General features: G+C 43.3%; 21 protein-coding genes. 8 read left to right on the top strand and 13 right to left on the bottom strand.

The window, feature by feature from the left end:
• Window positions 1–6: 6 nt before the first annotated feature.
• The 4 genes from trhH to AAER43_RS23305 form a co-directional block, all read right to left on the bottom strand.
• Window positions 7–1,422: an IncHI-type conjugal transfer protein TrhH gene (trhH, locus tag AAER43_RS23320; protein WP_001257292.1), complete on the bottom strand. Its 1,416-nt coding sequence runs from the start codon at window positions 1,420–1,422 to the stop codon at window positions 7–9.
• Window positions 1,412–2,458, bottom strand: a complete 1,047-nt coding sequence (locus AAER43_RS23315) for a thioredoxin family protein (protein ID WP_000196727.1) — start codon at window positions 2,456–2,458, stop codon at window positions 1,412–1,414. The genes trhH and AAER43_RS23315 overlap by 11 nt, the downstream gene beginning before the upstream one ends.
• A 591-nt stretch (window positions 2,459–3,049) precedes the next feature.
• Window positions 3,050–3,562, bottom strand: coding sequence for a hypothetical protein (locus tag AAER43_RS23310; RefSeq protein WP_001140952.1), 513 nt, complete (start codon window positions 3,560–3,562; stop codon window positions 3,050–3,052).
• 1 nt (window position 3,563) lies between these two features.
• Complete coding sequence (locus tag AAER43_RS23305; protein WP_000004208.1) at window positions 3,564–4,364, bottom strand: hypothetical protein; 801 nt, start codon at window positions 4,362–4,364, stop codon at window positions 3,564–3,566.
• Between the two features lie 759 nt (window positions 4,365–5,123).
• Between AAER43_RS23305 and mobI the strand changes: the two genes are divergently transcribed.
• From mobI to AAER43_RS23265, 8 genes are read left to right on the top strand one after another with little or no spacing between them, the layout of a single operon-like run.
• Window positions 5,124–5,609, top strand: coding sequence for a conjugative transfer protein MobI(A/C) (mobI, locus tag AAER43_RS23300; protein WP_000071885.1), 486 nt, complete (start codon window positions 5,124–5,126; stop codon window positions 5,607–5,609).
• Complete coding sequence (locus AAER43_RS23295; RefSeq protein ID WP_000995978.1) at window positions 5,606–6,343, top strand: hypothetical protein; 738 nt, start codon at window positions 5,606–5,608, stop codon at window positions 6,341–6,343. The genes mobI and AAER43_RS23295 overlap by 4 nt, the downstream gene beginning before the upstream one ends.
• Before the next feature lie 3 nt (window positions 6,344–6,346).
• Window positions 6,347–9,499, top strand: coding sequence for a MobH family relaxase (gene mobH / locus AAER43_RS23290; RefSeq protein WP_012477394.1), 3,153 nt, complete (start codon window positions 6,347–6,349; stop codon window positions 9,497–9,499).
• Window positions 9,499–11,583 carry a conjugative transfer system coupling protein TraD gene (gene traD, locus AAER43_RS23285; protein ID WP_001284073.1) on the top strand — a complete coding sequence of 695 codons (2,085 nt, stop codon included), beginning with the start codon at window positions 9,499–9,501 and terminating at the stop codon, window positions 11,581–11,583. Before mobH ends, traD begins: the two co-directional genes overlap by 1 nt.
• The gene (locus AAER43_RS23280; RefSeq protein ID WP_000343600.1) at window positions 11,583–12,692 is read left to right on the top strand and encodes a hypothetical protein; all 1,110 of its coding nucleotides are present in this window, start codon (window positions 11,583–11,585) and stop codon (window positions 12,690–12,692) included. Before traD ends, AAER43_RS23280 begins: the two co-directional genes overlap by 1 nt.
• Window positions 12,679–13,341, top strand: coding sequence for a DUF4400 domain-containing protein (locus tag AAER43_RS23275; protein ID WP_000718549.1), 663 nt, complete (start codon window positions 12,679–12,681; stop codon window positions 13,339–13,341). Before AAER43_RS23280 ends, AAER43_RS23275 begins: the two co-directional genes overlap by 14 nt.
• Window positions 13,342–13,351: 10 nt before the next feature.
• On the top strand, window positions 13,352–14,533 hold the full coding sequence (locus AAER43_RS23270) for a S49 family peptidase (protein ID WP_000952985.1): 1,182 nt from the start codon (window positions 13,352–13,354) through the stop codon (window positions 14,531–14,533).
• A 1-nt stretch (window position 14,534) separates the two neighbouring features.
• Window positions 14,535–15,266, top strand: coding sequence for a nuclease-related domain-containing protein (locus AAER43_RS23265; RefSeq protein ID WP_000338612.1), 732 nt, complete (start codon window positions 14,535–14,537; stop codon window positions 15,264–15,266).
• Window positions 15,267–15,552: 286 nt separating this feature from the next.
• On the opposite strand, the gene AAER43_RS23260 is transcribed toward AAER43_RS23265, so the two are convergent.
• The 9 genes from AAER43_RS23260 to AAER43_RS23220 form a co-directional block, all read right to left on the bottom strand.
• Complete coding sequence (locus AAER43_RS23260; protein WP_000210769.1) at window positions 15,553–15,906, bottom strand: hypothetical protein; 354 nt, start codon at window positions 15,904–15,906, stop codon at window positions 15,553–15,555.
• A gap of 65 nt (window positions 15,907–15,971) precedes the next feature.
• A complete protein-coding gene (locus AAER43_RS23255; RefSeq protein WP_001091367.1) occupies window positions 15,972–16,256 on the bottom strand; it encodes a hypothetical protein in 285 nt (94 codons plus the stop codon).
• Between the two features lie 356 nt (window positions 16,257–16,612).
• On the bottom strand, window positions 16,613–16,912 hold the full coding sequence (locus AAER43_RS23250; protein WP_000442693.1) for a hypothetical protein: 300 nt from the start codon (window positions 16,910–16,912) through the stop codon (window positions 16,613–16,615).
• 432 nt (window positions 16,913–17,344) lie between these two features.
• Entirely contained in the window at window positions 17,345–17,713 is a 369-nt protein-coding gene (locus AAER43_RS23245; protein ID WP_127850028.1) for a hypothetical protein, read from the bottom strand.
• Between the two features lie 225 nt (window positions 17,714–17,938).
• Window positions 17,939–18,475, bottom strand: coding sequence for a hypothetical protein (locus AAER43_RS23240; RefSeq protein WP_000800251.1), 537 nt, complete (start codon window positions 18,473–18,475; stop codon window positions 17,939–17,941).
• Window positions 18,476–18,542: 67 nt separating this feature from the next.
• Entirely contained in the window at window positions 18,543–18,980 is a 438-nt protein-coding gene (locus AAER43_RS23235; protein ID WP_000286108.1) for a hypothetical protein, read from the bottom strand.
• A gap of 44 nt (window positions 18,981–19,024) precedes the next feature.
• The gene (locus AAER43_RS23230; protein WP_000856246.1) at window positions 19,025–19,321 is read right to left on the bottom strand and encodes a hypothetical protein; all 297 of its coding nucleotides are present in this window, start codon (window positions 19,319–19,321) and stop codon (window positions 19,025–19,027) included.
• Between the two features lie 134 nt (window positions 19,322–19,455).
• A complete protein-coding gene (locus AAER43_RS23225; RefSeq protein ID WP_227541626.1) occupies window positions 19,456–20,016 on the bottom strand; it encodes a hypothetical protein in 561 nt (186 codons plus the stop codon).
• A 99-nt stretch (window positions 20,017–20,115) separates the two neighbouring features.
• Window positions 20,116–21,039, bottom strand: coding sequence for an IS5-like element IS903B family transposase (locus tag AAER43_RS23220; protein WP_001118619.1), 924 nt, complete (start codon window positions 21,037–21,039; stop codon window positions 20,116–20,118).
• Window positions 21,040–21,103: the final 64 nt, after the last annotated feature.

Below are 21,103 nucleotides of genomic sequence, written 5' to 3'. Positions count from 1 at the left end.
CAGACCTCAGTTACGTGTGCCACGAATACTTTCAGTGAAAGCCTTCCGTTGCAGGCGACGGTTATCCCAGGTTGAAATGACGTCCGAGCTGGTACCGACCTGGCTGTGCGATAGCTCATAGGCGGCTTTAACCTGTTTTGAGAGATTGTCTGTTAATCGGTTGAGATCATCCCTTTTACCCGACAGCGACTCACTCGGTATGCTCATGGTTGAAATTTTGGCCTCAACCTGGCGCAACATGTTGATTACGAGGCTCGTCGCAGCAATAGTGCTGATGTCCTGAATGTATGCGTACCCTTCCGGTGCTTCGAATGTTTGCAAAGAGTCGATAATGGTCGGGATGCCGATATAGGAGATAATGCGTAATTCATCATCTGAAACACGAACGTCGTTGATGATTTTTTTCTGTACGTTTAAAAGAAGATCAGAAATGGTATCCTTCAATCCCTTAAAACCACCGTCATTAACTTCTGACATGACAAGGCACTGAGCCTTTCGTGGGGATGATGGATCTGGTGCCGGAGAACACTTGAGCATTTTAATTGATCCGCCAGCTGGTGGCCCCATGATGTAATCCGTGACAGTCATGGTAGACGGGCGGACTTCCATTCCCGCTTTTTCGCCTTTGCTATCCCAGTTGATAATGACAGTACCTACGAGAGACATAAGTTGTTCTGCCAGTTTATAACCGGATAACTCCGTTACCCCTCCGATGTTCATCGTTCCCTTATCAATATCCATGAACGACATATAGAAGAGGTTACCACTGAATTTTTCAGCGAACTCTTCGGGATCCTTTGCTTTAACCTGAGAAGTGACAGCTTCAGGTGACTTTGTCATCGATGAGCCAAAATCAGGAATAAGACCATTAATCGATCCCAGAATTGAGGCTGGTCCAGAGCTAACTGAGTTAGCGAACTGGCTTGGCGTACCCACGTTTTCAGAAAGGAAAGAGTAAGTTGCATTGCATGAATCTTTCGCAAATTTATTTAGCGCTTGCAGTTTGTTTTGGATGTCATTAATCGTTGCAGCACAGTCAGCACAAATAGCTGAAACAGCAACGTTAAAAGCATAGATAGCCGCACCCTGGGCAATACCACGGGCCACCTGCACAAGCTGGTCCCCGTTGATCATGCTGAAGGACCCAAGAAAAACGTCAATACCGTTACAACCGACAGAAGCTTTTGGAAACGACATGGAAACAAGGTTGGTATTAACGTTTGTTGTTCGGTAAGACATTGACCCGCCAACTATGCCTGTACGGGTTGCTGTGGAAAAGGTGGCCGGGCTGGTAGACGTCATCATGCCATTGAAAATGTTACGCATTGCGTTGTCTGCATTTGCAGTCGGGGCTAAAATTGCAGCACAAACAGAAAGAGACAAAAGTAACTTTTTGAAGTTGAAAACGGCATTACTGCGCATAAGTGCCTCCAAAACTGCCGCCAGCATTGAGATAATTGACCGGATCGGCCGTAGGCATGTCATAGCCTTCGAGTTTTTGGTCCATTATTTTTTGAAGTAGGAATGGGTCTGATTCCATTTCGGATTTATTAACGGTAATAACGCCATCATCGCCGATGGTATATTGCCTTTTAATATCTAGAGTTGACTGGAACGAAGCGTCATCGATCAGATTCATGCCCTTCGCGGCAAGTATAATAGTGTTCTTTAATTCATCAGCGGAGATCATGCCTTCACTAATGCGCTGAGCTGATGTCCCATCCTTTGAAACCAGGAAAATTGTAGGTACCTCTCGAATTTTAAATTGATCAATAATTTGTGCGTTGGGGATGTTAAAATCCTGAAAAAGGCCATTATGCAATGGCCTTCCATCCATACTGATTGGAAGAATATCTACCGAATAATAGTTCTGCATAAATTGAAGTATTTGGCTTTCTTCGTGGCAAAACTGGCAAGTACTCTGGAAAAAGAAAAATAAACCTGACTTAGTAAAGATATCTTTCATTACCGTTTGCTGATTTTTTTCAACAACAGTGCGGTGAGCATCCAGTGCCACCTTTTCCACTGGTTGCCTGCGTTTTTCAGACATCATCGGGTTTTTAAGAAAATAATCTTTTGATTTGTCAGAAAAACGCGTACTGATATCCAGCATTAACCTTTGCGCCGTGTAATAACGTGATAGATTTTCTGCGGTAGGGTTATCCATTGCCTGCGTTAACAGTCGAGGCATATTCTCTTTTAGCCATTTTGAATTTAAATCTACCATTTCCTCTTTTGAAGGCGAGCTAGCAGCACCGGTTGGTGGCAAAACCTCTTCTTCTTCAGCTTCGCTTTTTTTAGCAGGATCGTCATACCAGAAGAAACCCTTCTTATAAGCCTGGCCAGATACAAAGGGCGTATCTTTTATTAGGGGTTGCTCAGGGCTGGCGTGGGCACCAGTAATTACCAAAGACATAAGCAAAACCATCTTTGAAGGCGCTAATGCAATACGAGTCATAGACCGTTCTCCTTTTCTGATGCGGTTATGATGGCATACAAAAAAAAGGTTAGAGCTCGTATAGCATGGTCGTTTTTATGTTGAAAAGGACGGAAAAGGAGTGCTGACTAAGAAGATAGTCTCGGTGATGGAAAGATCATCCATCTTGCACGTTGTCAAAAATCCGGTGTAACAAAAACATGGTTTTATCGAATATCTAAAAGCAAATATTGCTTTGAAAACAGGTGTATTTAGAGCTGAAAAAAATCATCACAAGTAATGCTGTTTCTATATTTCAAAAAAGGAATAGCTAAGGATCAAAGAAGCGAACTTAGACAAGAATATAAAATATATTAATTGAAAGCGATTAAGAAGTCGTCATGCATAGAAGGTTTTGAGAACCTAAGTAGTTTTACGTTTTCAACAGAAAAAAAGGTGCACATTTTTGGAACGAAGAAAAACTGAATAAAGAAAAATCAAATTATATCTTTACTTGTCAAGAGTTGATATTTAAGTTGTAACTAATATTTGATTGTAAAGCAAACAACAGAATTTGACTTAAGTCAATATTTAGATTCAGACAAGGCAAGTTTCGCGATATCTTTTTTAAATTTAATCTAATTCTTCTTGAGAATACCTCTCTATGGCTGAAGCAGTTGAAGATAATCTGCAACGTGGACAATGAGCATCATTTGTCACTGGCACAATGTATGGGCGTTTACATTTTTCGCAGGCACCTAGTTCTTCAATTTCTTTCATAGAAGTAAGGATTTCTATTATTTTATTAACTTCCGGTGCGCATACAAAGTATCCCAGATTATGAAGGACACTCATTATTCGGTTGAAGTCAATTTGCCGAAAACTCGCTTCCGGATTTATTGGATCAAAACCAAAATAGTTAACTGCGACATCAATAACAGCAGAAAAGGCTCGGCGGTTATCTGTGCGTTTGCTCCAGCCCCGGATACCTTTTTTGAGTTTTGTTTTTGCACCAGGCTCAAAATCGATATTTTCAGCAACATGATTACCGTACAAAATTCGTATTGTATTTTTATTTGCCCCAAGCGACATAGTTCTTGCTGCTCGCAATAGAGCATTAGCTTTTGTTTGATCGACCTTTGCCATATCAATAATCCTTTAACATAACTTTATTTGTTAAAGTGTTGAACACATCCTGACGGTGACTGGTGAACATAGTGTCATAACGTAATAGTTCCATCAAATCATCACTAACTTTTCCTAACCGGATGTCAGCAGACAATTCATAAGCCCAGGCAAAAACTTTCGTTTTAAGTGAAACACTCTCTTCAATATGCCCTTGTGAGAAAGCAATTGTACGTGGGAAAAGAACGACATCGTTAATTGTTTTTAACGATGAATAACCAATGTCTTTAATAGCATCAGCTGTAGTTGGTTTTAAACCAAAGAAAATACTTACAAACTCTGGTGCGAGCATTGAGATAAAGAACACCTGCATAAAGTAGTCATTCTGTATATCAACACATTTAGAACGCAACTCATGAATCTTCTTGGGATTATAGATATCCACTGTACCATTCAGAAAAGTCACTTTTTCACCGGCATCGTAAATACCATAGTCAATATCATTTGTATCATATTCACGAATTACATTGGAATCACCGTCCAAGACCGCAGAAAAAAACCTCTCCCATGTAATTTCCTTTCCGAGTGTACGCGGAACCAAAAAACTACCTGGACGTGTTTCCACTTCAAAAGCTAAATCAGCGGCTGTACTAAATCCTTTCCCAAATAGGCGACGCTGGAGAAGAGGAGTCCCAGTTTGATATGCAGAAGATCCATGCACAGGCAATAACATTAAAAATGCACGGTAACTACGAATAAGCGAAATCTCAGTGCGGAAAAGTTTACCGAGTAAGCTACGAGTTAAATTATCAGATTCTGACATGTGCTGATTGTCCTTGCGCCATTACAATTGTTCAAATCTTCAACATGGATTTTTTGTTAGGTGTTCGGTAGGGTGAAAAGTAACTTTTAGTATTTTCTTAAGGCTTGAATAAGCCTTAAATCTATCCCTTCAACCACACCGCTTACTTGTAACACTTTTTAACCAAACTAACCAGAATTTTATCAAAAATTCCTGCGCATGCTAACGAAATGTGAAGCGATTAAAAAAAAACCTAAATCCAGCTCCTCCCAACGTTGGATTAGAATAACGACGTCTTTCACTGACCGTCATAAACTGACATTTTTACTTTTCATCAACCTCATGCTTACATAGGATCACTAAACAAAGAAAAGTGACCCTATGAATGCCTCACATAGGGTCACTTATGTTTGAAAAGTGACCCTATGTAATGTCGTCATAGGGTCACTTTTTATAAAAGTGTCACTATGGACAAAGTTCCATAGGGTCATTTTTTTTGGAAAAGTGGCACTAGATATATGTATAACTTTAATAGAGCAATGCACATTATCAAAAGCAATAATCCACAATGGTCATTCTGTCAAAAGTAACTTTAGGGGGTAGCGATGGAAGTGAGGCTAAACTCGCTGTTACTGTTTCTGAAGGCCCCTCCCGAATGGGGGAAACAGCGAGTGCATTACATCTGTTCAATTCCCTCATCAAAGAGCATTCAAAAATCTTCTGTTCGTGAAAAAAAACGGAAATTTCCTCCGGTATAGTAATTTCACATCAGGAGGCGTCATGAGTAATTCAAATCTTATAAGTTCTATAGAGCTAACACGTAAAAATTTACGTGCTCAGATTGAAGGTTTGCGTGTTGAGGCTGAAGATCTCATTACAAAATACTGGATCAAGTGGAAGGAACGAAACCACCAAGAGATTAACCTTACCCGACATAGCAAAGTTCCAAAGAGGGAGTACCTGGGTTCTTACGCACCAAAAGTTGAGCTAATTGGTAATGCCAGAAAAGTAACGATCACTTGGCATCAGTTCAGCCCTTATAAAACAAGAGCGCCTAGCCACATGTCAAAACGGGTGCAACCAATGAAAAGTGGAAAATATTCTAAGAACTGTTTTGTAAACCATGCCAGCTGGGAATACGAAATGATTTCTGAAACGGAAGCATTGCTGGAGCCTTACAGAGAAATGCTTGAGCTCTATCATTCAGCATATATCGAACTTGGACGAAAAATCCGTCAATACTCAAAAACTAAGGTGGCACAATGAACGACGCAATTATCACGGACAATGAGCGTATTAACATTGAACCAAAAGATGTAATGGTAAAAGGTTCAAATAAAAAGCAAGGCGTAAACGCTCAAACTTCTACTCAACGTAGACCAGAGCACCAGGGTATGGCCAAAGTTATTATTAACCCCGGCACCCCAGACTTTAACCGGTTTTTAACTGCCAGAAATGGAGCAGTCATCAGAGGTTTTGATGATGTGAGTATCGCTATTTCCTCTCTCTTTAAAACGGTTGATGCAGTTAAACATCCTGACCTTGTTCAGGCTATTCAGGATTGGTTCAACGAGCTGCATGAAGAAAACAATAAGATGAAAGAAAATCTTGTTGCTTATATTAAGTCAATTGAGTTCGACAAGAATGACTCATTCATGTCATCAACTCAGTTTGTACCTTTCAGTTTTGAACCAGTACAACTCAACTTCAATAACCACAACACCATGAGGTTTTACAAGTACATCTTCGAGATGAACCAGCTCATGAACACAATGTATGAGTACAACTCATTGGGTTTACTGGCTGTAAGCGACTATCCGGTTATGTCTCACAACATTATAAAGAGTATTAATTTATATGTTGAGAATGTGAAAAAGACTCTGAATGTTTCTCGCCGTAAGGATGGGCCATACAGTCCAGCAGAGTTCATCACCAAAGTAATGCAATATAAAAGTGTGCAGGCATACATTGCAGCCGAACTGTCAGGCAAACGTCGATAAGGTATGATGATGAATTTCAGGGCGCTGTATTTATGTATTAAACGGATTTTGGGGATATTCTCATCTCAGGAGAATGATGCAACCTCTGTAATGATTGAGGATATATCAAGCCTCTCTCCTTTTGCGCAGATTCTAGGAGATCAGAAGTACACTGTTCCTGATCATCCAAATCCAGAAGTCCTGAAATTCATCGAGTATCCAACTCGTCCGACGGGCATACAGACATTTAATGAACAGTCAATCCTGTCTCTGTATCGGGAAAAGCTGCACTCAATTTCAATGATGTTAGCTATCAGCGATAGCGACATCAGGGACGATGCATATACATTTACTAATTTAGTTTTAAAGCCCTTGGTTGAATATGTTCGCTGGATACATCTTTTGCCAGCTTCCGAAAATCATCATCATAATGGTATTGGTGGGTTACTTTCTCACAGCCTGGAAGTGGCCATACTCTCTTTAAAAAATGCGCATCACTCAGAACTGAGACCAATCGGATATCAAGATGAAGAAGTAGTCCGTAGAAAAGTATATCTCTATGCTGCGTTTATCTGTGGTTTAGTCCATGATGCCGGAAAGGTTTACGATCTCGACATTGTAAGCCTGAATTTAGCTAGTCCGATCATTTGGACGCCAAGCTCACAAAGTCTTCTTGACTGGGCACGTGAAAATGACGTGGTTGAATACGAAATCCACTGGCGAAAGCGTATTCATAATCAACATAATATCTGGTCCAGCGTTTTCCTTGAGCGAATCCTAAACCCGGTATGTCTTGCATTTTTGGATCGGGTAAATAAAGAACGTGTTTATTCAAAAATGATCACCGCCCTAAACGTTTATACTGATGGGAATGACTTTTTGTCTAAATGCGTGAGGACCGCTGATTTCTATTCTACTGGTACAGACCTTAATGTTTTACGTGACCCTATCATGGGTCTGCGTTCTAATGATGCAGCAGCAAGGGCCATTAGTACCATCAAGCACAACTTTACCAGTATCAATATCAACAATTACAATGCTAAGCCTATGCACATCATTATCGTAAATGGTGAGGTATACCTTAACGAGAACGCATTCCTTGATTTTGTTCTCAATGATTTCGAATTACATAAATATAACTTCCCTCAGGGAGAGGCTGGTAAGACCGTATTGGTAGAATCCCTAGTTCAACGTGGTTACGTCGAGCCCTATGATGATGAGCGTGTCGTTCACTACTTCATTCCGGGTATCTATTCGGAAAACGAAATATCAAACATCTTTAGAAATGGGATAGGGAAACTAGAATTCTATAACCTTCTTAAGCTAAGGTGGATTGGTTTAATCTTTGATTCCTATAAAATCCCTGACTCAGTGCCGGGTCTTTTTAGCGTTAATGCCAATAAAGACTTTATTTACATTGACGAGCAAAAAACAGTTACTGAATACAGAAGACCAGTGCCCGGTCGGGACGTTATAACTAAAATTACTGATACTGTTGAGACGGCTGTTCTTAAGGTTAATGATTTAGGCCGCTCCTCTGCCTCTATTGATGTTGATATACATTCTAAGAAAAATGAAGGCTCATCCGACGATTTTGAGAAGAAAGCCGAAAGTGATAATGAAATTGATAATGACACGCAGATAGTTAAATCTGAGGGTGAGGAAGCAGCTGATCCTGTCATTCCTGATATAGAAGAAAGTGAAGATGAATCGGCAAAGGACACGGAATCCCATGTCCTGGTCAACCAACTTCATGAACTCCTTTTAAGCGCTCCACTTTCCAATGACTATATAGTGTGTGTTGATGCTGTCCCCTACCTCAACATAGATACCACTATGGCATTGCTGCCGGGATTAGATGAAAAAGCATTCAGTGAAGAGCCCTATTTCCAACTGACATTCAGAGAAGGCTCTCTCGATGGAATGTGGATAGTAAGGGACATTGACGATCTGCGTTTAGTCCAGCTCGGCGATAACTGCGCCGGGTTCCAGCTCACCTATCATGAGCCAAGAAGGCCAACAACTTTAAAGTCACTTTTCAATACTTCTATGTATCAGGCATTAGTGATTAATGATGAGTCTTCTGTTGAAAACTCTGCCCCACGTCCAAAGCAAACGCTTGAGCTGCCTCCCCCACGTGTAAATGCAGTCGAAGAACATTCTGGCGACGTGGAATATCATGGAACCGATAGTGCATCCGCGACTGGTCCGCTGAAAACTGAGGCTGTGGAATATGAACATTATCAACATCTTTTTGAGAAAGAAGATGAAGAGCATGAGATCATTGATTATACCGATTTCTCACAGCTTAGTGTTTCTCGGCCAGAAGTCGGTAGTTGTGCAACAAGCTCTTCGGTCCATAATGAAAAGCTTCTCTCCGAGCCGTCAGAATTACCAGAACTTAACCGAGAACAGAACGCTGATCCCCAGGGTACGAATGAACGCTCTATGGATGTTTCTGTAGGACAAGAAAACTCAGAACCAGATACTGAGGGTAACTGCCCACCACCAGCTGAAGTTGTGTATTCCCAGACCGAAGCAGCCGCAACCAGTGTGATGGCAAGTGAAGAGCCCGCCTTACCTCCTGTACTTGAAGAATCAAATGGAGAGCATGCGCCCACAGACGCTAAGGGGCATCATCTTTCGCCAGCACTGGCCAGACTGTTCGCCCCAACAGCACCGGTAGAAAAACAAAATCCCAAGCGCAACCGGAATAAATCATCGGACAAAGCAGAAGTACAAAAACCAGCATCACCTGTTTCTGGTCACAATCTGAACAGTAAAGTCTTTGCATCTACTGAATCAGACCAAAATGGTGAATTCTCGCTTATAAGCGAAGGTGACGTTACAGAGCTTGAATTTGTAGAAATTGCGTTAGTACTGCATCAAATTCTGTCCAAAATGGAGGTGGCGTTTAAAAGAAAGCGCAAAAACAGATTTATGGTAAGTACTCCTAATACTCTCTATCTGACCCAATCTTGCGTGGAAAAATTTGGGTCGCAGTTAGAGGCTCAAGATCTTTTCAATAAGCTTCCTCAGTACCTCGTTAATTCTGGTGCTGTGATCAATACAAAATGCCATGCATTTAACATGCCTACTTTGCTGGCCGCATCAGACCGGGCGAAAGTGGACATTGAACGAATTATCAATAACCTGAAAGAGGCTGGGAACCTATAATGTCAGATTCGAAGAGGACTAACCTCCATGCACAAGAGAATTTTTATCGGCCTATTCTTGAGTATCGTAGTGCCTCAATACTTTTGATTTGTTCGGTTTCTATGCTTTATATGGGACTTTCTTCAGACGGACTGGACATCGCCCCAATAGTTCTGTTCACCTCAATATTGCTTTTTTTGCTGTGCCTTTATCGTTGCAAAACAGCAGCGCCATTTTTGATGGCTCATTGGCGTGTATTCAAGCGACATTTCATGTTCGTTAGTCTTGATTCACTGCGTGTAATTAACAAAAGTAACTTTTTCTCCAATGAGCGAAAGTATCGTCAACTGGTTCAGGATTATCAAAATAAAAATAAGGATATACCCGAGCGAAAGTCCTATTTTTGTGATGGGTTTGAGTGGGGTCCGGAACATGCGGATCGGGCATATCAAATAGCTAACCTCTCCAGTGATAAACGTGAGATCGAGTTGCCATTCGTCTTCAACCCAATTAAGAGACATTTTGACGCAATGGCTCGTAAGATGGGCGGCAGCAATGCAATTTTTGCTGTGGAACGTAGGGAACCCATATTTGTAACTGAAGACAATTGGTTTGGTCATACTCTGATAACCGGAAACGTGGGTACCGGGAAAACGGTGCTACAGCGTTTACTAAGCATTAGCATGCTTCATCTTGGTCATGTTGTTGTTGTCATAGATCCAAAGAACGATGCAGAGTGGCGAGAATCTCTAATGGAAGAGGCTAAGACCCTCGGTCTTCCTTTCTATAAATTTCATCCTGGCCAGCCAGCATCTTCGGTCTGTATTGATGTCTGCAACACCTATACTAATGTTTCTGACCTAACATCTCGTCTTTTGAGCTTGGTGACAGTTCCCGGTGAGGTTAACCCATTCGTTCAGTATGCCAAGGCTCTCGTTTCCAATGTGATTTCCGGGCTTTCTTACATAGAGAAAAAGCCTTCTATTTATCTGATTCACAAGAACATGAAAAGCCACATGTCTATTGTGAATCTTACAGTCAAGGTAATGGAGTCATGTTACGCGAGATATTATGGTTACGATGTCTGGACCGAAAAAGTTAAGTACGTCGCTAACGATACCTTGCCGGTACGTTTCAAGCGTCTCGCTGAATGGTTTACGGCTCATTTCATGAATTACGAGGGGTCCGAACAAATAGACTGGTTAGATACTGTTTCCCAGCTTATTGATTACTCAATGTCCGACCCAGAGCATATGGCTAAAATGACCGCAGGTATTATGCCTGTTTTCGATATGCTCATTGAAAAACCTTTAAATGAGCTTTTATCTCCTAACCCGAACTCAGTATCATCAAGAGAAATTGTAACAAGCGAAGGGATGTTCAGCACTGGCGGGGTGCTATACATTTCGCTTGATGGCCTTTCAAACCCCGATACAGCAGCTGCTATTTCTCAATTAATAATGTCAGATCTGACCTCCTGTGCCGGTAGTCGCTACAACGCTCAAGATGGTGATATGTCAGCTAATTCCAGGATAAGTATTTTTGTTGATGAGGCACACTCAGCCATTAACAACCCTATGATTAACCTTCTGGCGCAGGGTCGTGCAGCGAAAATTGCACTGTTTATTTGCACCCAAACCATCTCCGACTTTATTGCTGCGGCAAGTGTTGAAACTGCCAATCGAATTACGGGGCTCTGCAACAATTATATAAGCTTGCGAGTCAACGATACTCCTACTCAGACGCTTGTTGTAGAGAACTTTGGTAAGAGTGCGATAAGCACAAATATGGTCACTTATACGACCGGTTCAGAAACATCTTTGCCGCATAATAACTTCTCAGGTTCAATCTCAGAAAGAAAGCAGACAACTTTAGAAGAGAGTATTCCAAAGGATCTCTTGGGTCAGGTCCCTATGTTTCACATAGTTGCCAGGCTTCAAGATGGCAGGAAGGTTGTAGGCCAAATCCCTATTGCTGTTGCTGAGAAACAAATGAAGCCAAACACAACTCTGTCGGAAATGCTTTTCAAGAAGGCCGGAAAAGTTACTTTGCGTCAAAATCTCGATATCAAAAATCTTAATAAATTTCTAAGGAAGTTGCATTGATGGATGAAAAAATTGTCCTGACGCGCCAGCAAATTTTAAGCTCTGCACTAAAAGTCAGCAAATGTCGCTCGCTCGTAAAAAGGCGCTTTCAGTCTTTGGGTTTAAAGTACGCAGATTCTCAGGAAGTTCGAGATCGGCTAACTATGATAGAAAAAAACGCGTTTCATCATTTGGGAAAATTTTGTCAGAGCAACGATATCGATTCCCTATTCTCCATGGCAAATACCCTGTCTGAGCTTTTCCTTTTAAAGGGAGAGTTGATCACGACTGATCCCTTTGGGGACCGTGAAACCAGCTACTGGTCGGTACCACAAGGATCATGCCATGAATGGATTCAATCACTGACCACCAGCGAAGGTCCTGAACGTAAATTCGTTAGTTTCCGTATTTCTTTCGATAACAATGACGTACGGTGTGATCTTGTAAAAAAGAATGCCCGTATGCTTGGTTGTTATCTTTTGCCTTATTTCGTCGATTTAACACGCACGGTGGGCGCATTCATTAATTTGCCAGGTAGTGTCTCTTTTAAACAAGTACAGCGCATCAAACCCCAGATTCATCCAGAAACAACACATAGTCATATAGTTACTATTGAGGACTCTCCCTTTCTTTCTCGGTTAAAATTTAAAATCATTACTGCCATAGATCAGCTTCCTGACCCTAATGGCCTTTATACAAACACCTTTAACAGCATTATTGACCGTGCACTGCTGACTCATCTCAAAACCGAACAGGAAAAAATAGATAGTCCAAGAGTCTGCAAAAATGTGATTTCGGCTTTTGCCGACTCAACTCTTTCTCTGCCGGTGTTTAACATCGGCCTAAACGAGCAGTACAGATACTGGACGCCGTGGGGCATCAACTTTATAGAATTTTCCCGCCAGGCCGCAAAAGCAAGGACCGCTGTATTTGTTCCTGATGTGGGACAGATCGAGTGGAAAAGCGCAGAGCATAAAGAACTGGCGGAGTTAAGCCTCATCGACCAAATCATACCTAAACAGTACCACTGGCTCCTGGGTATCCCGACGATGTGGCGTAACAACTATTGCAATCACGATCAGAGGCTAGCTCTTTTTCGTGAATGGAGGGAAAGCAATGGCTGCGGATAATACAAGCAGGGCAGCAGTGCTCAGAACAATGCTTTTTTTTGGCATGGTCATTTATTTTGGTTACAGCTTGGCTTTCCAGAATACTGAGGAGCTCAAATATCAGATTACTCAGGAGGTTAATGCAAGCCGGTCCATCATATCAAATGACCGTTGGAAGTCTGTCATTGCAAATAGTGAAGCGACTTTAAATTGGTTGGTACATGACTATAAGTTAATTGACTATCTGAATACTATTCTGATCCCTGACACCAAAAAACCAGCCAGAGGTATTAACATTGTTGCTGAAAAATTTACCTCTATTAATTACACTATGGCCAAAAACATACCCCTCTTACTTTATCAGTCCATTTTCCGGTGGAACTTAATCCTGGGGTGGCTAATCGTTTTTCTGCCCTATCTATTTGCCATGCTAGCAGATGGAATGTACCAGTGGAAATTGAAGAGGTACGTATTTGGTAAGGTTACAGTTCAGTTTTATCGTATTTGGTTTCGAGCATTTTGGGTGATCAGTGCTTTAACGATGGTCTACCTGGTCATGCCAAATATGTCACTATTTAACAATATCGCTCAACTTTTCCCACCAGTCGCTTTATTGATACTGGGAATTGCATTGAATCGCTTGTGGTCTAACTTTCAAAAACTCATGTAAAGGTGGTCAGATGTTAAGCAGTAAAAAAAGGAAGTCCCCTACAAATATCAAAGAATCGCTCAATGATAACGCTGACCGTTTTTATAAGATGTTTCGCATTCATACCACGGCAAAAGTTGCTATGTCGCTAATTGCCATGACCGCTGTAGGGTTTTCTTTCTACAATCTTTACGAACAATGGCAGGACGCTGAAGGGAAGAAAGACCATATAGCTGTAATACGGATTTCTGGCGAGATGGGTACCGGCTCGGAAACGGGCGATGGAACAGTGATCGCAACAGCTCTTGCCAAAGCTTACAATAATCCCCATGCCAAAGCAGTTATTATCGAGGCAGAGTCAGGTGGTGGTGGTCCCTCTGACGCCATCATTATTTACCGCCAGATAAACGCGCTTAAAAACCACCAGCCACAGATTGAACGCGTATCAGATGCCGGTGGCTCTCTTTCATCTGTAGCCGCTGACAAGAGTAACAAAACCGGGAGCACAGAACGTGGCGATGAAGCACGGTCGAAGCAAAACTCCCTCGAAGTACTCTCCAGCGGTACCGGTCGTTTTTTCTCTGATATCGCAGACTCATATAAACCAATCATCGTTAGTGTGAAAGGCATATGCGCATCCGCATGCTATTACGCGGTATCGCCCGCTGATGCAATTTATGCCGACAGTAATGCCCTGATCGGTTCTATCGGTGTGCGTATGGACCACTGGAATCTGTCAGAGATCATGAGCACAGTAGGCGTCAAGAATGAGCCCCTTACGGCCGGTGAGTTCAAAGATGCTCTTGACCCCTTCCACCCATTGTCCGATTCAACGAGGGAGTTCATGCAGAAGGAGATCCTGAACACGATGCATGAAAAATTTATAACTGATGTTGAACTTGGACGGGGTAAAAAGCTTCTCTCGCGTCATGATGCCGATGCTGTTTCTCTCTATTCAGGCCGTGTATGGCCAACACCTCAGGCAGTTAAGTACGGCCTGGTGGATGGAGATCTTACGTCAGTAGAGATCCGTACACGTCTTTCAAAAATGTACTCCACTGACACGTTCAAAAACTACAATGAGCCTCATCGTAATCTCCGTTCTGCACTCGGCATGCTGATGAGCCTGTCTTCAAATATTGAGAGCCTTACCGGTACCACTACCCGCTTAGTAGAATCTGTTAATGCCACCAGCTACCCCTCTGTGAGGTAACATGGATGCTTTCAATCTGCTGTGGAGCATTACGGGGGTAGCTTTCATTATCCTTATTTTCGTCGTGTTGCTGTGTCTGTTGGGATTTATGACCTCTGCCATAGCGGAACGGCGGACTGCAAAGGCAATTGAATCTGGGCTTCCTGAAGAAGCTCAGGGGCTACTTAGTGATCTCACCTTTCAGTTGTCGGCTCATAGCACTACGCAGGTTGATCACATTCTCGTAGCCCCACATGGTATATACGTCATAGAGCAGAAAAACTACGTAGGCAAGCTCTACGGTACTCTGGAGGAAAGCCACTGGCGGAAATGGACTCAGTCCCGAACCCTCAAGTTGCAGAACCCGTTTAAGCAAAACCAGGGGCACATCAGGGCTATTCAGTCTGCTCTTAAGGCTAGAGAACTGGAATGTATCAATGTCGTCATCATAAACGGACGTTGTAAGTTTGATGGCATCAAGCCGGAATGGTTATGTATGGGGATGGACGATTTTATCCATAAAGTCAAACAACGACGAGGGCTACGGTTGTTCACACCGGAGTCTGTTCAGCACATCTGTTCGGTGTTGAAGTCAACAAGGAAGTCGCCAGGGCTCTATACGGACCTTACTCATATTCATAACATAACGACAAAGTACAAAGCCCCGATGAAATTCGAGCAACGAGTAACATACATTCTGCTCAACTTTATCCATTATCTGTGGGCAAGTCTGTTCACTAAGCAGAAGCCTTAGCGCTCTATCATTGGTAAGGCTGTAAAATGTCTGCAAAAGGCCCCATCGGTAAATTGTTGGGGCTTTTTCTTTGCGTAGTTCTGATACGGTTTATCCTGTGGAGCATTATGGCCACCAGCCAGCTGGTGACTGGCCAACGCTTTGTATGACGTAGCCTACTCAGGGCAGGCTATTTTAGAGGGACCGATTTTTATCCGGGCTAATTTAGAAAGAGATAATTTGAACTTAGGCGGGCTGACCACCAGCAGAGAGGTAAATCACTAGCCGGTGATATTGACAGAAGTCGTCAGGGGTTTAACGCCGGAATATTTTGCCAGGCCTCCTGCAAGGTCTGCAAGACTTCTACAAGTGATAGTGACGGCCACAGGACTGTTTCCGTCATTATCACTCCAGGTGGCTCGCACTCTACTGGTACCAGAATTAAAACAACACGAGTTCCTTTTACCTGGTAGGCAAGGTTTACTGCCGGTTGGCGGTAGGAGGCCAGTACACCCTCACCATATTGAGCAGGGTTACTTGCCCAGTTCCGCACCATTGCATACACCTGAGGCATATACCGACTATCCAGATCCCCTTTGGGCCGTCTGAACGGCACGATTTCTTCTGAGCGGTAGGTGGTCGTTGTTGTATTGGTTGTCATCTTTGTCACCTCCCCTGTTCGTCCATTTAGAGTTTTAAGCTGCTTTACACATCACACTCAACTGATTATTTAAGCTGGTCATCGTCTCTGGCCAGCATAGCCCAACCATTCGCCTGGTTTTCGCGGGAGTAAGGATTCATTTCAAAATAACTATCTACCGCGTCGCTGTCCGCAACAGAACTGTTGTTAGCTCTCTTTGAACCCTGAACCACTACAGCATCAACCTCTGCGGCTTTCCCGTTGCGCTGTACCAGGATTTTAACCGTATTGGGCTTACGTCTTGCGAGCAGTTTGTTGGCGATAAAAAGCACAACAATCCAGGCCAAAAGCACGTATAAAAATGTATTCATAATGCCCTCCTTTGTATGTGATTATTATACCTGCTTCCATTGCAGGCCAAACAGGTTCGGTGCATGAAAAATAGACTTCTCTCCGGCGTATAGCAATCTACTTACTGATCTGTTTTCGTATCAAACTGTATGGCATAACCGAGGGGCGTACGTGGTGAGTCAGAAAGTTACTTTTCCGTAATAGTTAATTTCAGATCCTTCTTCCAGTTACGCTTCAGTATAAAACCGATACCCTCTAATTCAGCATCCTTCACGTTTAATACGCTTCACTTTAAGGCAGGGCTTTTCGGTTGAAATGAATTCTTTTTCCGGTTGCTGGACATGGGTTTCATCCTGATAGTTAAAGTTGCAGGCTATCAGTCACCACCACCACCTCCGTCACCTCCTCCACCGCCACCATCACAACCACCAGCTATGCTATTTTCACCATTACAATCACCTCCGAGGGGGTTCAAATGGCTGCTCCCCTGTAGATGGTGTCCTTGCCAGATCGAACCCGAACCAGCGCCTCCTGAGCGTCTTTGCTTGCCCTGAGGCAATTGTGCAGGCTCACCAGCACCGGCGGTACCAAAAATGTCCCGGGCAATTTTATAAAGAAGGTAAAAAGGTACGCCCAGCATCATAAAAAAGATTACTGAAAATATTACACGTTCCATTGATGATCTCCTGTCTTGTGAGAGACCAGTTATATCAGGGTGATTCAGTATTTCCGTTTAGAAAAGAGTACTAATTTGGCCCTGTTCGCTCTTAATTTGCCATCCGGGAAAAAGTCATAGGGATAGGCCTGCCAGAGTCAATAACTTCCAGTGATCTGGAGGAGACCCCGGCTCTCTGAGCCCTCATGGATGGTACGGCTTTACCCCTTGTAAACAGATTCACGTTCCGCAGGACAAACATCGACTACTGACGTCTCATATTTGCTGACGCTAATCCGACGTCTCATTGCCGTCTGCTTGTTTTCTTTAAAGGGTGTATTAGACGAATATCAAATCGGAATGGTAGGGGATGTGTGGGCACCATGCCCGGCCCTCTTTGAGCATCTGAGAGATTGGAGACCTAGCCGGGTAAGATAGCTACTTTCTTACGGGTTACCCTTCAAATCCAAAGACGAAACGGACGCTGCCGTTCTCCACGTGGAGACGCTTTACTTCTTCGACAAATTCCTGGATCACCTCTCCGGCGTTATCGGGTGGTATGGCTGACAAAATTTCTTCCGAAGTCAGCCATGAGTTTGAATGTTCACCGAATAAATCATCATCTTCGGACGGTATATCATCAGGTAATCCGCGTAATGCGTGGATAAAAACTGCTGATGTGCTCGCCCTTTCACGATCTACATCAAATCCGAGCCAGGCAAAGTGGAGATATGATCGGTCCCCTTTATAATTGCTTGATAAATTAATCCATTTACCAGGCTTTTCTTCCCTTTGAAATCGCCAGCAGATATCAACGCCCATTAAGAAACTCCATTACTATCGTTCGTATGAGATAACTATCATTTCAGAATACTATGACTTCTTCCCGTATAGAACTAATCGCTCACGCCATTTAGCTACTTACTTTTTTTACGTACGCTTGCAGCGCAGTACCTTGAGAGAAGTAAGTAAGACTGGGCGAAGCCAACCGGTTCCGCCACCTCGCTCACCGGCTTTTAGGCGTAAGCACTGAAGTCAGCCTCCATGCTAACTGGCGAGCCTGCGAAAGTCAGACTCGTTGTTATAAAGCGGCATATCGTAAGCAGTGTCTGAAATGAACATTCGGATCTGCTCAAGCGTCATGCCACAATGAAAACGGGTTACGCTCACATTGGCCCGGGGGAAGTCAGCACAAAATGCATTCAAAACATTCTCATGGACAATACCAATGTTGATTAACGCAGCTGGCCCGTTGTCACGGAAAGATACGACACGGAATCCCCCATACCAGCCTGACTGGGAGAAAAATGAAAATGCACTCGTTGCCAGACCATTAGACAGGTCATAGCGCAATTTCCCGCTCAGAGACTGGCTGTCTCTGCTGTACACGCGATTAATGAAAATGCCGGGACCAACTTCTACCGGCTGCTTGTTGCTTGCTAAACACGGAAAGCCCACCAGCGAAACCTCCCTTTCTCCTAACCAGTTTACCTGATACCCGGCAGTGAGAAAGTCAGTCAGTTCTACGCCAGAAAGAGCATTAATGGCCGCAATATCGGTATCCAAAATATTTACGTTTTTCATATTCATCTCATCTATATTCTAAAGTGCGTTTTTTGTCTATCAGCCCGAGGATTGAAAATTTGAATATTTAATGTGACAGAAAAATACCTGTCACCTTTTCAAAAACTGCCTGCAATTGAATATCGAGAGAGTCCATTTTAAAATCCACCAGCTCAGCTTTATTATCGCAAACCGAATAAAAATAGGAGTCAAATGCGTCTGTATCTTCATCTTTAAAAATACGGAAGGAATTAATTTTATTATGCCCTTCAAATTCGGCATGAATACCATAGCGAACCGAGCCGTCATCGAACTGAACAACCCGTCGTACAGAATTAATCCGGACGTACTGTTTTAAGGCCCTCGCGAAATCGGCATTTAACGCCAACGCTCGTAAGATTGAATCAGCGGTTTCATTCTGCTTTTTACGATCATATTCAAACATCCCACAGCCGGTGTTACGAAAGACCGGCTGAAGAGCATTAACCAGGTTGAAGGAATCCACGTTTCTGTCGTTTCTGTACATGAGATATCTCCTGCCCCTCCGCTATACGAAGGGGCTTGATAGGGTTACTGCCAGGCTGCGATCACTTCTTCGCACTGGAAATGAGATAAGCACTGCTGGAGTAAAAGGGCCAGCACCGCTGTGTTAGGGACGCGATTGTTACACCACGCGTTGAATAGCAGCTGCCATGGACCGGCATAATACCCGGCCAGTTTCTTTTTTTGTTTATCTGTGCAGCAGCTGGAAATGGCCTGCTGATAAAGGCTTTCATTCTCGGCACCAGAGCGTTGTTGCAGTGCCTGATAAATATAGGAGTAGACAGAATCGGAGCAATTAGATGCATAGGCCAGATTGGTTTTCATAATACCTCCTGTGTTTTTGGGTATTATATAAAACTCCGACCTACTGGCTAATAACCCACACTGTAATTTCTTTTAAAAACACAATAAATTTTCAAAATTGGACCAGTGTGGATTTAAGCGAGCAGTTTAAATCTTTATGAACTAGCTTTCAAAGAGGTTGGTTTTTCGGGAAGTTTTTTGCCAGACCAGCATGTTGGTTTTTTTTCTGTAGTGCAGATTAGCTGGTACCTGCCCCTTCTTACCTCTTTGAGCAATGACTGTTTGAAATATGGTAAGCCCAGTTCAAAAACCCAGTAACGACCGTCTGCAAAAACGACTGAATTTTCAACGCCATCCGAAGCCACCAAGGATGCATCATTAAGTAGACGTTCTTCATAATGAAATGGTAATGAAAATGTCAGATATAACGCACAAAGTACAAAGATTCCTGTGAGACTAACTGCCAGTGAACCACAATAACCAGAATAAACATTTAAATTTCTTTTGATAAATTTCTCATGCAAGATTACAAGCAGACAGAATACACAAGCTACCAGCCCAAATCCTACATGCAGATAAAACTGTCTTATTTCATCATTCCAGACGATGTTGTCCCATTTCGTGCTTAAGATTGAACCCAACAAGGAGATAATAAAAGCGGCAATTTGAGAACTGATAAAGTAGGAGAAAGCTGACTTTGAAGTTATTTTTTTCATAGAAACAGGAACCTCTTTACCTCGTTCCTGATCAGAGAAAAGAGGCTTTGTTGAATAAATCAGATTTCGGGTAAGTCTCCCCCGTAGCGGGTTGTGTTTTCAGGCAATACGCACGCTTTCAGGCATACCTGCTTTCGTCATTTTGTTCAGCGCTCGTACCAGGGCCATAGCCTCCGCAACCTGACCATCGTAGTCACGCAGCGTCAGTGAACCCCCGAACAGCTGTTTTACCCGGTACATCGCCGTTTCCGCTATCGAGCGACGATTGTAATCTGTTGTCCATTTCCACCGCGCATTACTCCCGGTCATTCGCTGATTAGCCACTGCACGGTTACGGTCTGCATATTCACCGGGCCAGTAACCCGCACCTTTTCGGGGAGGGATAAGCGCGCTGATTTTCTTACGCCGCAGTTCATCGTGACATAGCCGGGTATCGTAAGCGCCATCGGCGGCGGCTGACCTGATTTTCCGGTGGGTTTGCCGGATTAACCCGGGGAAGGCCTCTGAGTCCGTAACGTTGTTCAGCGACAGGTCAGCGCAGATGATTTCATGTGTTTTACTGTCAACGGCGAGATGCAGCTTACGCCAGATACGGCGGCGTTCCTGGCCATGCTTTTTGACTTTCCACTCGCCTTCACCGAAGACCTTCAGCCCGGTGGAATCAATTACCAGGTGTGCGATTTCACCCCGGGTGGGCGTTTTGAAACTGACATTAACCGACTTTGCCCGCCTGCTGACACAGCTGTAATCCGGGCAGCGTAGCGGAACGTTCATCAGAGAAAAAATGGAATCAATAAAGCCCTGCGCAGCGCGCAGGGTCAGCCTGAATACGCGTTTAATGACCAGCACAGTCGTGATGGCAAGGTCAGAATAGCGCTGAGGTCTGCCTCGTGAAGAAGGTGTTGCTGACTCATACCAGGCCTGAATAGCTTCATCATCCAGCCAGAAAGTTATGGAGCCACGGTTGATGAGGGCTTTATTGTAGGTGGGCCAGTTGGTGATTTTGAACTTTTGCTTTGCCACGGAACGGTCTGCGTTGTCGGGAAGATGCGTGATCTGATCCTTCAACTCAGCAAAAGTTCGATTT

It is taken from the genome of Enterobacter sp. FUJ80071, assembly GCF_038739915.1.
Lineage (GTDB): Bacteria > Pseudomonadota > Gammaproteobacteria > Enterobacterales > Enterobacteriaceae > Enterobacter > Enterobacter kobei.
The sequence above is the reverse complement of the archived record's forward strand: the minus strand, read 5'-3'. Positions and strand labels throughout refer to the sequence as shown.